This is a genomic window from Hungatella hominis (genome assembly GCF_014288005.1).
GTDB classification, from domain to species: Bacteria; Bacillota; Clostridia; order Lachnospirales; family Lachnospiraceae; genus Hungatella; species Hungatella effluvii.
In genome coordinates, this window is sequence record NZ_JACOPB010000007.1 from 28,603 (window position 1) to 43,378 (window position 14,776).

General features: G+C 50.3%; 10 protein-coding genes. 2 read left to right on the forward strand and 8 right to left on the reverse strand.

What is annotated here, in order from left to right; translation table 11 throughout:
• Window positions 1-5: 5 nt before the first annotated feature.
• Together H8S75_RS16230 and H8S75_RS16235 are read right to left on the reverse strand one after the other, a co-directional pair.
• Window positions 6-947 carry a hypothetical protein gene (locus H8S75_RS16230; protein ID WP_187022539.1) on the reverse strand — a complete coding sequence of 314 codons (942 nt, stop codon included), beginning with the start codon at window positions 945-947 and terminating at the stop codon, window positions 6-8.
• Window positions 948-1,375: 428 nt separating this feature from the next.
• The gene (locus H8S75_RS16235) at window positions 1,376-2,233 is read right to left on the reverse strand and encodes a tyrosine-type recombinase/integrase (protein ID WP_187022540.1); all 858 of its coding nucleotides are present in this window, start codon (window positions 2,231-2,233) and stop codon (window positions 1,376-1,378) included.
• 325 nt (window positions 2,234-2,558) lie between these two features.
• Between H8S75_RS16235 and H8S75_RS16240 the strand changes: the two genes are divergently transcribed.
• Window positions 2,559-3,827: an L-cysteine desulfidase family protein gene (locus H8S75_RS16240; RefSeq protein WP_187022541.1), complete on the forward strand. Its 1,269-nt coding sequence runs from the start codon at window positions 2,559-2,561 to the stop codon at window positions 3,825-3,827.
• A 194-nt stretch (window positions 3,828-4,021) separates the two neighbouring features.
• On the opposite strand, the gene H8S75_RS16245 is transcribed toward H8S75_RS16240, so the two are convergent.
• The 6 genes from H8S75_RS16245 to H8S75_RS16270 all read right to left on the reverse strand — a co-directional run bounded on the left by H8S75_RS16245 (window position 4,022) and on the right by H8S75_RS16270 (window position 12,120).
• Window positions 4,022-5,692, reverse strand: a complete 1,671-nt coding sequence (locus H8S75_RS16245) for a DUF4091 domain-containing protein (protein WP_187022542.1) — start codon at window positions 5,690-5,692, stop codon at window positions 4,022-4,024.
• Window positions 5,692-7,104, reverse strand: coding sequence for a sulfatase (locus H8S75_RS16250; protein ID WP_187022543.1), 1,413 nt, complete (start codon window positions 7,102-7,104; stop codon window positions 5,692-5,694). The genes H8S75_RS16245 and H8S75_RS16250 overlap by 1 nt, the downstream gene beginning before the upstream one ends.
• Window positions 7,105-7,138: 34 nt before the next feature.
• Complete coding sequence (locus H8S75_RS16255) at window positions 7,139-8,602, reverse strand: sulfatase family protein (RefSeq protein WP_187022544.1); 1,464 nt, start codon at window positions 8,600-8,602, stop codon at window positions 7,139-7,141.
• Between the two features lie 3 nt (window positions 8,603-8,605).
• Window positions 8,606-10,180, reverse strand: a complete 1,575-nt coding sequence (locus H8S75_RS16260; protein ID WP_187022545.1) for an extracellular solute-binding protein — start codon at window positions 10,178-10,180, stop codon at window positions 8,606-8,608.
• Window positions 10,181-10,273: 93 nt separating this feature from the next.
• Window positions 10,274-11,173 (reverse strand): carbohydrate ABC transporter permease, encoded by a 900-nt coding sequence (locus tag H8S75_RS16265; protein WP_187022546.1) that lies wholly within the window; start codon window positions 11,171-11,173, stop codon window positions 10,274-10,276.
• On the reverse strand, window positions 11,173-12,120 hold the full coding sequence (locus tag H8S75_RS16270) for an ABC transporter permease (protein ID WP_002601767.1): 948 nt from the start codon (window positions 12,118-12,120) through the stop codon (window positions 11,173-11,175). The genes H8S75_RS16265 and H8S75_RS16270 overlap by 1 nt, the downstream gene beginning before the upstream one ends.
• Before the next feature lie 371 nt (window positions 12,121-12,491).
• Here H8S75_RS16270 and H8S75_RS16275 point away from each other — a divergent pair, with 371 nt between their 5' ends.
• On the forward strand, window positions 12,492-14,726 hold the full coding sequence (locus H8S75_RS16275; protein ID WP_187022547.1) for a helix-turn-helix domain-containing protein: 2,235 nt from the start codon (window positions 12,492-12,494) through the stop codon (window positions 14,724-14,726).
• Window positions 14,727-14,776 lie beyond the last annotated feature (50 nt).

The window sequence follows — 14,776 nt, forward strand, 5'->3', positions numbered from 1 at the left end:
GTCACTCAATTGACAGCAACGGAATATACGAGAGTTCCGTCTTCATAACCATAGTCCAGCGTTCCGGAATAGGATACCGTCACCGTGTAGGACCCTCTGGCCTGAGAAAAGCTTCCGCTTCCCGAAAAGCCCAGGCTTCTCGCCGCTCCCACCAGGTCGCCTGCCTCATGAACCACTGCGCTTCCTCCCGGACCGCTGATTGTCACTTCATTGATATATCCGGAGGACAGAAACACCTCAAAAACCGACTGTGCAGCCGGAAGTCCCTCCAGCATGGTAGAAACTGCAACCGGAGTCACACGAATGCTCTGTCCGTCAATGGAAGCGCTGGCTATGTGTTCGCTCCCGCTTGTCTGATTGACTGCATCTATGATGTCATTCTGTACGACGTCCCTGACCCGCACTTTTTCCCTGGATGAACTGCTGTCTGAACCGGAAGTCTGGTTTCCGTTGGCGGACCACACCTGCGCAGTCGGAACAGGAGGTACGGATCCTACGGTTCCATTTTCCGTAAAGTGATAGATCACACCGTTAATTTCCTTATCCCCAGTAAACAGCGCTCCGCCCGGTTCCATATAGTATACTTTCTGGTCTACTTTGATCAGGCCGGTCTGCATGGCTCCGCTGTAAGCGAGAAAATACCATTTTCCATCAGGATCCTGGTGCCAGCCGGTCTTCATCGCTCCTGTGTCTGTTGCCAGGAAATACCACAAGCCGCTGCCATCCTGAAACCAGCCGGTCTGCATTATTCCATTCTGGTCAAAATGATACCAGCGCCCATCTGTATCCTGGAACCATCTGGCTGCCTGATACTGCCCTTCTACAGACATATAACGCCAGCCCTCCCCGGTTAAACTCCATCCCGGCGTCTGCGCGTAGACGGCTGCTGCCGCGCTGATACTAAGTCCCAGTGTAACAGCTGCTAGTTTCCATGTTTTTCCTCTCATCTTTTCTCCTCCTGATTGAAATAACCTGATTAAAAGACCTGTCCGCAATTGCCCTGTCTGCATGATTGGAATATTATGCCGCCTCGGCTCTCTGATTCTGCCCGAGAAATAACCGTCCAAGTTCGGTTTACAACATAATACACATTATGTTGTGATAAGCATACAGCAACGAAGTTTCGTTGTCAATATACGACAGGGTATTTTTTTATAGAACCTGTAAGGCTTTGCGGCAATAAAAACGAATAGGATCAGGTCTGCGCTCGGACAGCGGCATTTATTCCAAATACGGAAAAAGGCCGCAAATACATGACAGCGCAGGCCTTTTTTACTACATATTGTGTAATATGTAGTTTACCGTATTAAATCCTTGACATAAAAATCTAAGAGTTGTATAATTGTCACAACATAATGTGTAATATGTTGTATTTTTATATTATTAGACCCATTTCATTTAATTGTCTTTCATATTCCCAACTGCTCGTCATAGTATAAATCCTGGTTGTTTCGATGCTGCTGTGCCCCAAAATATCTGCCAGATGCACAATATCTTTCTGTTTTCCATAATATGTCCTTGCAAACAGATGACGCATATTATGGGGAAATACTTTTTCATGGGAAATCCCTGCTCTCTCACATATTTTGTTCATTTCAGTCCAGACATTGCTGCGGTCGATCGGTTTACCTGTCCGGGTTATAAAGATGCTTCCCGACTGGATGTCGTTATTGATACAGTAGTCTTTTAGTTTGTCCTTCAGCTTTAGAGGAATCAGGATAATCCGCTCCTTTCCTTTGCACGAGACGCTCGCATACCCCCTCTGCAGGGATTCTGCTGTTATATTGCGCAGCTCGCTGATGCGAATTCCGGTCCCGCAGATCGTCTCCATAACCAGGGCCAGCCGGTCTTTCTTCTCAATCTGGGCCGCTTCGACCAGTCGAATGTATTCCTCTCTGGTCAGCTCCCTGTTCTGATCGGTAAAAACGCGTTTCTGGATCTTCAGCAGCCTGACGCGGCATTCCTGTCTGTCGTAAAATGTAAGGAAACTGTTCAGCGCGGTTAAAAAGGAATTCACACTGGAAGGCTTATATCTTCCCATTAATTCTGTTTTGTAGTGCATGGCGTTTTCTTTCGTTATTTTGTCTTCCGTTCCCCCACAGGTCTGCAAAAAATCCAGAAATTTACCAGCATCCCGTACATACTTACTGACTGTCGACTTACTTTTCTCATTGTAGATGAGATACCTTCGATACTCTTCTAACATCATATCTGCATTCATTTCTGTCTCCATCTGTCTTCTCCTTTTCAATTTTACGTTTTATGCACTATTATTACCGATACCAAAGAAAATATTATCTGTTAGGAGATCAGAAAAAAAGTGTTTCATCCATTTCCTGTATAAAAATATCGGCTGATACGTCGCCCGAAACTCAAACCGTGGCTGGAAACGATGCAATATCCCCAAAACCATTGACTTTCCATTCGGAATTTGATAAATTTTTATTATTAAAACATCCTAATTCAGCGCAGCAGCCACAAGGAATTTCACTACCTGTTCGGGCTTCATGCTGATTTACCTGCTTACAATATGAATGAATGGAAAGGTGAAGATACTCATGATGAACGAGAGAATACACGATGAATTCCTGAAGATACTGGCTGAAGAATTGATCCCCGCCATGGGATGCACTGAACCCATCGCACTGGCCTACGCCGGAGCCAGGGCCAGAGAGGTGCTGGGCTGCCTGCCCGACAGAGTCATCGCTTACTGCAGCGGCAACATGATTAAAAATGTCCGCTGTGTCACGATTCCCAACTCAGAGAGTATGGTCGGCATCGAAGCCGGCGTCATGCTGGGAATTGTCGGAGGCAATGCCTCCAAATGTATGGAAGTTTTAGAAGATCTGACAGATGAGGACCGGAAGACGGCGGCCGCTATGCTGAGAGACGGAGTCTGTACCGTGGAATATCTGGATTCTGAGATTCCGCTGCACATCATCCTGGAGCTGCATAAGGACGCTTCCGTTGTAACGCTGGAGATCCGGTATGACCACACCAACATCACGAAGATTACGAAAGACGAAGAAGTGATTTTCAGTTCAGACCATAAGGAAGGCGGATGCAGTCTGGCGGACCGCAGCCTGCTCTCCGTGGATAATATCAAGGATTTTGCAGACCAGGTACCGCTTAAGGATATCCATGAGCTGCTGGACCGGGTCATCATTCATAATATGAACATTGCCTATGAGGGAATGGCCGGAAGCTACGGACTCGGCATCGGAAAGATCATCAAGGAATCGTACCCGGACGGCGTGGCTGTCCGCATGAAAGCCTACGCGGCCGCCGGATCGGAGGCCCGAATGGGCGGCTGTGACATGCCGGTCATGATCAACTCCGGCAGCGGAAACCAGGGAATCGCCTCCTCTGTACCTGTCATTGTCTATGCAAGGGAAAATAATATCTGCCAGGAACGTCTATACCGGGCTCTCGCATTTTCCAGCCTGCTGACCATCTATCAGAAGGAGTTTATCGGCAAGCTGTCTGCCTTCTGCGGCGCCGTATCCGCTTCCTGCGCATCGGGAGCCGCCATCACCTATCTGGTGGGCGGAACCCTGGAACAGATTAAGAACACCATCGGGAATGTCTTAGCCAATATCCCGGGCATCATCTGCGACGGAGCGAAGATTTCCTGCGCCGCCAAGATCGCCACAAGCCTGGATGCCGCCATGATGGCCCACTATCTCGCCATGAACGACAGGGCCTACCAGGCAGACAGCGGCATTCTCCAGGAGGACGCCGGCGAGACGATCAGCTGTGTGGGATACATTGGAAAAGAAGGCATGAAACAGACCGATAAAGAGATTATTAAGATTATGCTGCAGTAGTATCTAGTACAGCATTGTGGTTCTCTGCAATGTAATTTAACAAAATATGCGATTCATCTCCCACCTGAAGAGGCTGGGAGATGAATCGCAAAAACAAGTTCAGCGGCAGTGGCGGGCATATATCCCCCACTGCCATGTCATTCTGGGTGTTGTATTCTGGACTCAGAATGTGGATTGAAACAAACAAACACACACTAATCTTCATCCAATTCCCGGTTAATCCGGTTTCTCATCTGGAGAATCCAGTAATCCGACTTCGGATACCGCTTAAAGGTGATGGGCTCTCCCAAATCCTCCTCCAGCATATCAACGACGTACTCTCTCCCCTTCTTATCGGCCAGCTGCTCCATGGCCCTCACGTCCTGCATCGTATGGCACAGGACCATCATGCGTATGGATTCCTCCGGTTTTCCGTCCGCCCCCGGATACACCAGGAATGAATCACCGGATGGAAATGCGCCGTCGGCATCCGTGGACCGGTAGGGATCCAGGGTCTTTAATGAGTACTGGGAATTATAAAAATTGTATCCCCAGTGAAGGATCCCCTCCATGCCGTATTTAAAGACCTGCGCGCCATAGATACGGCATCTGGCGGACGGCATGGCCATGAAGCGGTTGCTGACCAGATAATCCTGGGCTGTACAGTAATAGCTCCACAGAGGCGTAACGCCCGCTTCCAGAAATGGTTCCATATGGTCATTGGAGCACACCGGGCAGTCGATTTCTCCCTCCCTGCAGACCGCGATGCTGGAGATGGCGTCCATGATGACAAAATCCTTCAGATACGGCGCCACGGATTCTCTCGCCTGCTTATAGGATAAGAGATGCTGCGGCTCCGGTTCATCGGAAATGTGAAATCTGGTTATCCCGGCAATGCCTAATTCCCGCAGTTTTTCCGTCAGCCTGGGAAGATAGGCCTCCAGGAATGTGGTGTAGCGTCCGCCCACGGCCGGATCATCCCAGCCGAACAGCTTTATTTCCTTCCCGTTCTCCTCGGCCATGATCTTCGGAGGATGACCGGCTCCCCACTGGGTAAAGAGATGGGACATTTCAAAACAGGTCATGCCGCAGGATAAGCACATGGCAACCCATCGCTCCAGCCTGGCAAAATCGAATTCATAGCCGCCCCCGGGAAGCACCTTTACTCCCACCAGCTGAATTGTAGTCCGCTCTCCGCCGGGCGCCGTGTCGAGAGGCGGGGTGAACTGCGGCGTCAGGATCATGTTACAGCCCCTGGACGCAGCAGCCGATATGAAATTCTCCATGATCCTCCAGTGCTCCTCGGAAAAGACAGGCACCTGGTAATAGTCGGCAAGGCAGTCTCCGTGGAACCATTCCGTGCGCAGGAGTCTCTGGGGACCGAGTATGGTCCGGTACACCTTTATGGAGGCCTCTCTCCTGCACAGCTCCTCTCCCTCTGGCGAGGCAAATACCACAGCCACAGGAATATCCCCATATGGTCCGTTCTCCGGAATCTCCACATCAATCCACAGGCTCTTAAACTGGCCCGGCGTGAAGGTAATGCGACCTCCTGCCGGCTCGGTCAGCAGATCCGGATACATTCCCGGCTGTGTGCGCAGATAATTGCTGTCCGCGCAGCTGTTTACCGGACGTAAGGATGGAACCGGGATGATCTCCCGGATACGGCAGTATTCTGCAGCCGGTGATTCCACCCGCACCACTGCATCGAAATTTCCCCGGCCGCCATTTCCGCCGCCGCAGGTATACGCGGTCACGAAGCTGAACGTCTCCCCGCGAAGCATCGTAAATCCGGTGCAGCACGGGTCCTCTTCCGGCTCCTGTCCGGGAAATACCTTCGCCAGTGCGCTCATCAGTTTTATCTGATATTCTCTGTTCTCTTTCATCACGCCTCCCCATACGCCTCATTTACTTCCGGGAAACGGGCGCATACCTCCCGCTGCCATCCATGCAGGAGCATCCGGAGCCGCGAAGCCATCTCAGGCATTTTTTCATAAATATTGTTCGTCTCACTGAAGTCCGCCTTCAGGTCGTAAAGTTCCCCGCGTCCGTCTTCGAAAAACTCAATATACTTGTAGTCTCCCAGAACAACGGAAGCGGCAGGAGTCCCTCCCTGGTTACCATAGTGTGGGTAGTGCCAGAAGACAGGCCTTTCCGGCATGTGATTACCGGCCAGCAGAGGAACAATGCTCCTTCCGTCGATAGGAGTGCCCGCTTTTTGCGGTACGCCGGCCAGTTCCAGGAATGTGGGATAGAAATCCGGGGTCGTAACAGGCACGTCACACCGGCTCCCCGGAGCCACGTGGCCCGGATACTTAACAATCAGCGGAACCCTGGTCCCGCCCTCATAGACCCAGCCCTTTCCTTCCGAAGCGGGCAGATTGCAGGTGGGTGAGCCTTCGCTTGTGGCGAGTCCGCCGTTATCAGAAGTAAATACCACCACGGTATTCTCCTCTTCTCCGCACTCGGAAAGCGCCTCCAGCAGCCGTCCGATATTCTGATCCAGATTCCAGATCATTCCCGCATAGGACGGATCCGACTGAATCACTCTTCTGACCACGCGCCGTCCCTTCTTATCCTCGGTATGGTGGAATTCTCCCTCCACCAGGGCCGTCTCCCGATCGAGCCCCTGCTCTCTCGCCTTCTTTTCGAAGCGCTCCCGGTCCTCATCCTTCACCTGTATCGGTGTATGTACTGCGTAATGACATAAATTCATGTAAAATGGCTTCCTGCTCCCGCACGCCTTCCGCTCTTTCAGCAGGCGGACCGCCTCGTTCGTGATCCGGTCTGTCAGATATTCCCCTTCCGGCCCTTCGGGAAGCGTCTCGATCCCATAGGGGCTGAAATATCCTTCGTGGGGATGGCCCCAGGAACAGCCGCCTATATTGACATCAAATCCGAAATGTTCCGGGTAGTATTCTCTTCCTCCCAGATGCCATTTCCCAACATGCCACGTTTCGTATCCCGCATCCTTTAGCGCCTGAGCGATTGTATACTCCCCCTCCGGCAGATGCTTGATATACGGAGCATCAATGAGTTTTCCCCTTAAGGGGTGGGAGGTCCCTTCCATATCGATCCAGTCCGTCACTCCCAGCCTGGCCGGATACTGTCCGGTTAAATAGCTGGCTCTTGACGGAGAGCAGACCGGGCAGGACGCGTAGGAATTGGCAAATACCATCCCCTGCCTGCAAAGCCGGTCAATATTGGGCGTCTCATAAAAGGTACTGCCGGTACAGGCCAGATCCCTCCAGCCCATATCGTCCATAAAGATAAATAAAAAATTCGGTTGTACTGCCATGATTTCTCTCCTCTGTTTCCAAACATGCACTACTTTACGTCCCCACCGGGCCATATACATCTGTGCGTACAGCGTAAAGGCCGGGTCTGCAAAGCTGTCCCGATCCTGTCACACCTTCCCTTACCCCGTCGATCGCAGGATCCGCATACTTGAGAAACCACGTTTCCATCTGCTTCTTCAGCTCCAGAACCTTAGCTTCATACTCCGGAAGCCCAAAGAGGTTTTCTGTCTCTCCCGGGTCGTCGGTCAGGTGATAGAGTTCGTGCGTTCCATAGGGATATCTGTGGATATACTTCCATTCTCTGTTCCGAATCATCCGCACCGGGCCATATTCGTCAAACACGACGATCTCTCCCGTCCGCTCCTGTTCCCCGCCGGTAAGCAGGCTGGAAAAGCTCTTCCCCGGAAGACCTTCCGGGAACCGGTCAGACAGGCCGGTCAGTTCCAGCAGTGTGGGGAACAAATCATACGCACTCACTATCTCACAGCATACACTTCCGGGAGCGATATGGCAAGGCCAAGATATAAGAAACGGCACTTTGACTGCCGAATCGTACATATTCATAGGAAAGGTTCCGTTTCCCTTTCCCCAGATTCCGTGCTGCCCCATACTCATGCCGTTATCCGCAGAGAAAATCACGATGGTATCCTCTGTCAAATGCTTCTCTTCCAGGGCGTCTAAAATTCTTCCTACCTGCTCATCCATGGCGCTGACCGCCGCAAAATAGCCCCGCAGATTTTCCTTCCTCTTTTCCGTACCGTAGACCGGCCCGGTCAGCAAATCGGGATGGTCCGGAATATCCGGAATGGAGGCAAAATCACAGTCCTCATAGAAATCGATCCATTTGGCCGGATGGTGCTCCTTTCCCCATGGGGCGTGAGGCGCTGTGAAGTTCACAGCCAGGTAGAACGGTTCCTCCTCCTTTGCCAGTTCCTCTAAATAGTCCAGGGCCTTATCGGCGAAGAGTTCCGTCACGTATTTGCCGTGCTCCACCGTGATCTCCCCGTGATCCACAATGTCCGGATGGTAATAACAGCAGCCGCCCAGACCGATAGTGTACCATTTTTCAAATCCATGCTGGGGCGTCACGCTGTCCCCCAGATGCCATTTGCCCGCCAGGGCACAGTGATATCCGTCCTCCGCCAGGATGTCCGTATAGGCAGTCTGCCCGTCTAAATAGGCGATAGGCTTCCGCTCATTCTTATAGCCGTCCGCATAGGGATTCTCTTTTCCCTGGGCGGCAAATTTCTCCGCGTCCACACTTCCGCTCCGGATCCAGTCCAGGACACCGTGGCCCGACGGAATCTTTCCGGTGAGGAGTGACGCACGGGCCGGCGAGCAGACCGGCGAGGCGCAGAAGAAGTTGTCGAAACGCATCCCCGAAGCGGCTATTCTGTCCAGATTCGGGGTAGAAAGCTCGGGGGTGCCCGAGCAATGCATTGCCCAGGCCCCCTGATCATCTGTAAGTATGAAGAGTATATTTGGTTTCTTTCTCATCGATTATTCCACCTGTTTTTCTGACTTGTAGATCTCATTGGCTTCTTTTAAGATCTCATCGCCGCCCTGGTTTCTCCACTCTTTCCCAAGAGATACCACGCCATCCTCGATGGAAATCTTTCCCTGAAGCATATCGGAGAAATACTGGATAAATACGTCATTCACTGCGGATCCATTTTCAATTTCCGCCGGGGTCTTCTGTTTGATCAAATTCGGCATCTGGCACTCTGTAGCTACCTTTACGGTATCCAGAGCACGTTCTCTGTTGGGATCGGATACCGGAATATATCCGCTCTCTAACGGCCAGTAGAAGGAGCCCCAGGCCAGAGCATGGGCCCAGCCGTCATCTGCAAATGCGTCTTTTGCACGTTCTTCTTCGTTAAAGGTGATGGTGTCTCCGTCTTTTGTATAGTGGATTCCTTCAATACCAAGTCTCAGTAAGTCATTGCCTTCCTTAGAAACCATGAAATCGACAAATTCAGCCGCCTTATCCGGGTTCTTGCACGCTGTGGTGATACAGGTCATCATGCCGTTTTTCCCCTGCTTATTCAATCCGCTTGCGCCGTCCGGTCCTTCCGGTGGAAGTCCGTAGCTAATAGAAGCGTCCGGAAACAGCTCTTTTACACTGTTTTCATGGCGTGTCACATGGCGGAACAATGGCGCTAGCATGGAGCCGCATTTACCCTGATAGAATTTTTCTTCTTTTTTCGGATTATCATTCAGCATCAGCTCCGGATCCACCACTTTCATATCCCATAAATCCTTGATATAATTCATCGCCGGGATAAAGGAGGGATCTTCGAAAAATGGAATGACCTCTCCGCCCGCATTAACAGAGTAGTCGGCATAAGGGAGACCGTAGGCAAAAAATACCCAGTCAAACGGCGTGCCTCCTGTTGTGCTGCTCGGTTTCTCAGCGGTATATCCATAAGTATTGGCCTTTCCGTCGCCGTCCGGATCATCGTTTGTAAATGCAATCAGCGTATTTTTCATATCATCCAGTGTCTTCGGATAAGAGAGCCCCAGCTTATCCAGCCAGTCCTGTCTGAAAACAATCAGGGAATTGGCCGCACTGTACTGCGTAATAAATGGAAGTCCGTAGTAGTTCCCGTCGATAGCAGACCACTGGTAGTCATTCTCCAGCCATGCTTTTATATTGGGCTTCGTGTCAAAATACTGATTCAGCGGAATTACCATTCCGTCATCAATCCACTGCTTCGTAGCGCTTGTTCCATAAGCTCCCGTCACAACATCCGGAAAATCTCCCGAAGCCATGGCCACATTAACCTTCTCCGTATTTGCCTCCGGCACGATCTCTACAGTCAGATCAATGCCCAGTTTTTCATTAATGGCTGCCACAATCCGGTCATCCGGTTTGATCGCCTTCGCTGCCCCATCACCTGTTGTCAGCCAGTGAATGGGAACTCTATCCTCTGATTTTGAAGAAGCTGCCTCCTTGCCAGATGCCTCTTTCGTCTCCGTCTTACCGGCTGTCTTCGCGGTTTGGCCCCCGCAGGCCGTTAAAGAGGCTGCCATAACTCCCGCCAGTACCAAACTCATTACCTGTCTTTTTTTCATTACATACCCTCTCTTTCTTTTATATAAATCTGCTGTTTACCGTATTTCGGGTGTTCCTGGTACACTTCCAGTACAACCTTGCGCAAGGTAGTACTAACCCTTGACCGCCCCCGCCGTCATTCCTGTTGTAAAATATTTCTGGAAGAATGGGTAGGCGCACATGATCGGAATAATCGCCATCATAACCGCAGCCATCTTCATCGGCTGCCCCAGCAGGAACAGGCTCTCGCCTCCGCTGGAATACGCTGCATCGTTCTGAAACAGCATGGAACGAAGGAACAACTGCAGCGGCCACGCCTGTTTGCTGTTGATATACATGATCGCCGAGAAAAAGTCATTCCAGTGATCCACCGCATAAAAGAGCGTAACGGTCGTCAGAGCCGGTTTGGAGATAGGAAGCATGATACGGAACAGGACTCCAACTTCCGTACAGCCGTCCAGCAGCGCCGCCTCTTCCAGCTCCAGCGGTAAATCCATGAAGAAATTGCGTAAAATAATCAGATTGTAGGTATTGATCGCCGATGGAAGGATCATGGACCACAGGGAATTCATCAGATGAAGGTCCTTAACCACGATATAGGTCGGAATAATACCGCCTGAGAACATCATGGTAAACACCGCCAGGAACATGAAGAACCGCTGTCCCTTTAAATCCTTCTTTGACAGCACATAGGCCGCCATCGTCGTGATCGTCATATTAATCAGAGTACCTACAATTGTTATGAAGAGGCTGTTAGCGTAGGAGGTCCACAGTTCTATATTCTTCACCATGTAGGCGTAGCCGTCAAGTGACCATTCGGAAGGCCACAGATGGATACTGGTCGCAAGATAGCTTTTCAGTGAGGAAAATGACACCACCAGACAGTCCCAGAAGGGATAAAAGGTCGTCAGAGCCAGCAGCGTCAGCAGCGTCACATTGACGACATCAAAGACTTTGCTTCCTGCGGAAACCTTAACATGGCTTCCTCCCTCTTGTTTTTTCAATCTCAGCATCAGTAAATTCCCTCCTCTCCCGACATTCTTGCAATCTTATTGGCGGCCACTACCAGGCCGAAGTTAATGACCGATTTAAACAGGCCGACCGCCGTGGCCAGTTCGAATTTTCCGTCCTGAAGGCCCATTCGGTATACGTACGTGTCGATAATATCCGCTGTCCCGTAGACACCCGGATGGTAGAGAACGAAGATCTGCTCGAATCCGGCCTGCATCAGACTTCCGATACGGGTAATCAGTATTACAATGATGATGGAACGAATACAGGGAACCGTAATATGTACGAGCTTCTGCCACCGGTTGGCGCCATCCACGGTCGCCGCCTCATAGAGCTGGGTGTCGATGCCTGTAATTGCGGCCAGATAGATGATGGTATTCCAGCCGAAGGTCTTCCAGATCATGGACACTACCATGGTCGGCACGAAAAACTTTTCATCCGTCAAAAATCCGATGGGCTGAAAGCCGAGACTCTTGATCACTCCGTTGACAATTCCCGAATCCATGGAAAGAATACTCGTCAGAATACCGCCAAGAACTACCCATGATATAAAGTTGGGAATGTAGATGGCCGTCTGAATCACTTTCTTCATCCGCAGGTGGCGCAGTTCATTTAACATGAGAGCAATGATAATCGGAAATGGGAAACCGAATATCAGACGGATCAGGCTGATCCTTATGGTATTCCAGAACACCGAATAAAACTTTTCCATAGAAAACAGCTTTTGAAATGTTTCAAAGCCGACCCAGGAACTCCTCATAATTCCTTTCATCGGGTTAAAATCCTTAAATGCGATTGTCACCCCATACATTGGTACGTAACAAAAGATGATGTAATAGACAATTGCCGGAACCAGCATCAGATACAGATACTTGTGTTTCCATATATAAGTTTTGATACCGGGCCCATTTCTCACCTTTCTGTTTTTACTTACGACTGCTTTCCCCAACCTTCTCCCTCCTCGTTATGAGCATTTAGCGGACATCCTTTGGCCGCTTACGTGAAATCTCTTACATTTCTCGTGACTAAAGCATAGCAAACTATTGTACTAAAATAAGTACAAAAAATAAGCCTATTTCGTTCATTTTTTCACAAACCGTCATATTTACCTTATTTTCAATGAGGATTGCAAAAATTCATCTGCCTTTTAACCAATTAAGTTTATTTTTTGCTATTGATTTTATACATTATATCCAATTTGTGTTTTGATTTTTACCATTACGCGGAAACCTTTTCGCTCATTTCGTACAAATCTTTTTGACTATCTGCCCGTTTTTTGTTATAATTGGATACAACTAATCATTGGAAAGGATGGGACCATTGGGAATTAAGCACAAAAACACCAGGGACAGCAAATGGAAAAACATTCTGAAATCCAGACATTTCCGTTCATTTTTCTATATTACATTTCTATTCACTACTGTAATCTTTATCATTGGCGGCGTGGTGATTACGCTTCAGAACCGGATGAAGCTTCACGAAAATCTGGAGATGAAAGCGAATTATGTGGCGCTGTCGGTTCAGGATAATTTGTCCAACATGAAAAGCAGCGCGGTATTTATGGGGAATCTGGCATCCATCGAGCAGGTTCTGGAGTCGAAGGCGCCCACACTGGATCAGCTCTTACGCATGACCAACGATGTGACTCCCTACTCCACCCTGTACCACTACGAGTCCATCTGCCTCTTTTTCAACCGCTCCCAGAGAGTCTTTGACTCCAGCGGCGGGATGTATGATTACAGTGATTTCTATAATAAAGAATTGCTAAACACCCTTGAGAATATGAAGGGAGAAGAGATGTGGCTGATTAACGTTCCCTATAAACGTTACTACGCCCCCTCTCCGGCGGTTACCGTAATAACCTATGCGCGCAGGCTCCCTCTGTATAAATCCCAGGGGCGGGGCTATGTGACGGTGTCCTACTCCCTCGACCGGCTTCAGAAGGCCGCCGCAGAAACCGCAGGCCACAATCCTTACACGGCCACGGTTTCCTTTCAGGACCATTTGCTCTGGTCTTCCTCCAATACCGTCATGAAGAACTGGGACAACGGGCTGTCTGTCTCTGAGAATGAGGAACTTCTGCTGCCAGGCACCTCCACGTTCTCCTCCTTCTCCACCATCGGGGCCAGGTGCTCTTTTTATGCGTCAAGGATAGACCTCTTCACCGCAGTAAGCGCCACGCTCCTGCAGTGGTTTATCATCTATCTGGCCGTGGCTGCGGCCGATTTCGCCGCTTCCATGATTTACGGCATGATTATGCTGCGCCCGGTGGATGCGATCATGAAGAAAATCGGGATCAATCCCTACACGGAGATTCCCGGAGTCCGGGAAGACGAATTTTCGCTGATCAGCACCGCACTCGATAATCTGAACGCGCAGCTGTCCGACATCGGGACCGTCATGCATGAAAACCAGCAGCTGGTACGCGAACGGCTGCTGTCGGGCATCCTCTATAATTACGTGGATATCACCAGTCTTCCGCCGGAATACGAGGAACACGGGCTGGTATTTCCCTATCCGTTTTACGCCGTTATCCTTATTTCCCTTCCCTCTCTTGACGAGATGGAGGACTATACGAGGCGCGAACAGCTGAAGCTGGTCATCCGGACCAATACCACCAACGCCTTTTCCGCCCTGGGCACTGCCTACAGCCTTTATATTGACAATAAAAGCATCTGCATTATCCTGAATACCGGACTGTCCGACGCCCTGGGAAAGGAGCTGTCGAAGCTGTGTACCGCCCTGAAGAAGCGGATGAAACAGAGTCTCAGTGTCTACCCGCTGTTCTCCATAGGTATCTGTTCCGAGACGGAACCGGCCCCATGGCAGGTATGGCAGCTGGCCCGGCGTAACTTCATCTTTACGGCCGCGGATGCCGATGATTTCGTTCTGCTCAGCTATCAGAATGAATTCACCTCCTCTATCGACCAGGATATGCTGTCCCGCATCACCCAGGCAATCATCGATAAAGACGGCGCCGGCTTAAAGGAGCAGACCGATGCCTTCCGCGACCGCTATCTGGAGAGCGAGGACCAGGAAGAAGTCAGGCGGATGGCTCTCATCACCGTCAGCACCATCTACGCCTCTCTTCTGGAGATCAACGGGGACATTCCTGACATCCAGATAAACGCCTCTGTGCGCAAGCTGGAAAACGCCTCCTCCATCGAGGAAATCAATAAGTATTTCTACAACTGCCTGTTTGGGATGCTGGATGCAAAGAACAAGATTTCCACGGAATCCTACGGTTACATCCAGAAGGCGATCCAGTATATCGAACAGAATTACTCGCAGCCCATCACCATCCCGCAGATTGCCGGCTTCGTGGGCGTCAGTTCCATCTATCTGACGAAGCTGTTTAAGCTCTCTACCGGAAAGACGCTGTCGGAGTATTTAAACTACTACCGCACCCAGAAGTCCCTGGATCTGCTGATGAATACGGAGGAGACCATCGGCTGGATCAGCGAAGCCGTGGGCTACAGCGATGTAAGAAGCTACATACGTTTCTTCAAGAAATTTTACTATATGACTCCCAGCGAGTATAGAAAAGACCGCTGATCCTTCCTGCGGAACAAAAAATAGGGTTCTCCGATTATAACAGCGGAGAA

Bases quoted from the DNA above. Each gene is read 5' to 3' on its own strand.
- H8S75_RS16250 (WP_187022543.1), bottom strand. From the start codon at position 7,104: ATGGCAGTACAACCGAATTTTTTATTTATCTTTATGGACGATATGGGC.
- H8S75_RS16255 (WP_187022544.1), bottom strand. From the start codon at position 8,602: ATGAGAAAGAAACCAAATATACTCTTCATACTTACAGATGATCAGGGG.
- H8S75_RS16265 (WP_187022546.1), bottom strand. From the start codon at position 11,173: ATGCTGAGATTGAAAAAACAAGAGGGAGGAAGCCATGTTAAGGTTTCC.
- H8S75_RS16230 (WP_187022539.1), bottom strand. From the start codon at position 947: ATGAGAGGAAAAACATGGAAACTAGCAGCTGTTACACTGGGACTTAGT.
- H8S75_RS16240 (WP_187022541.1), top strand. From the start codon at position 2,559: ATGATGAACGAGAGAATACACGATGAATTCCTGAAGATACTGGCTGAA.
- H8S75_RS16245 (WP_187022542.1), bottom strand. From the start codon at position 5,692: ATGAAAGAGAACAGAGAATATCAGATAAAACTGATGAGCGCACTGGCG.
- H8S75_RS16260 (WP_187022545.1), bottom strand. From the start codon at position 10,180: ATGAAAAAAAGACAGGTAATGAGTTTGGTACTGGCGGGAGTTATGGCA.
- H8S75_RS16235 (WP_187022540.1), bottom strand. From the start codon at position 2,233: ATGGAGACAGAAATGAATGCAGATATGATGTTAGAAGAGTATCGAAGG.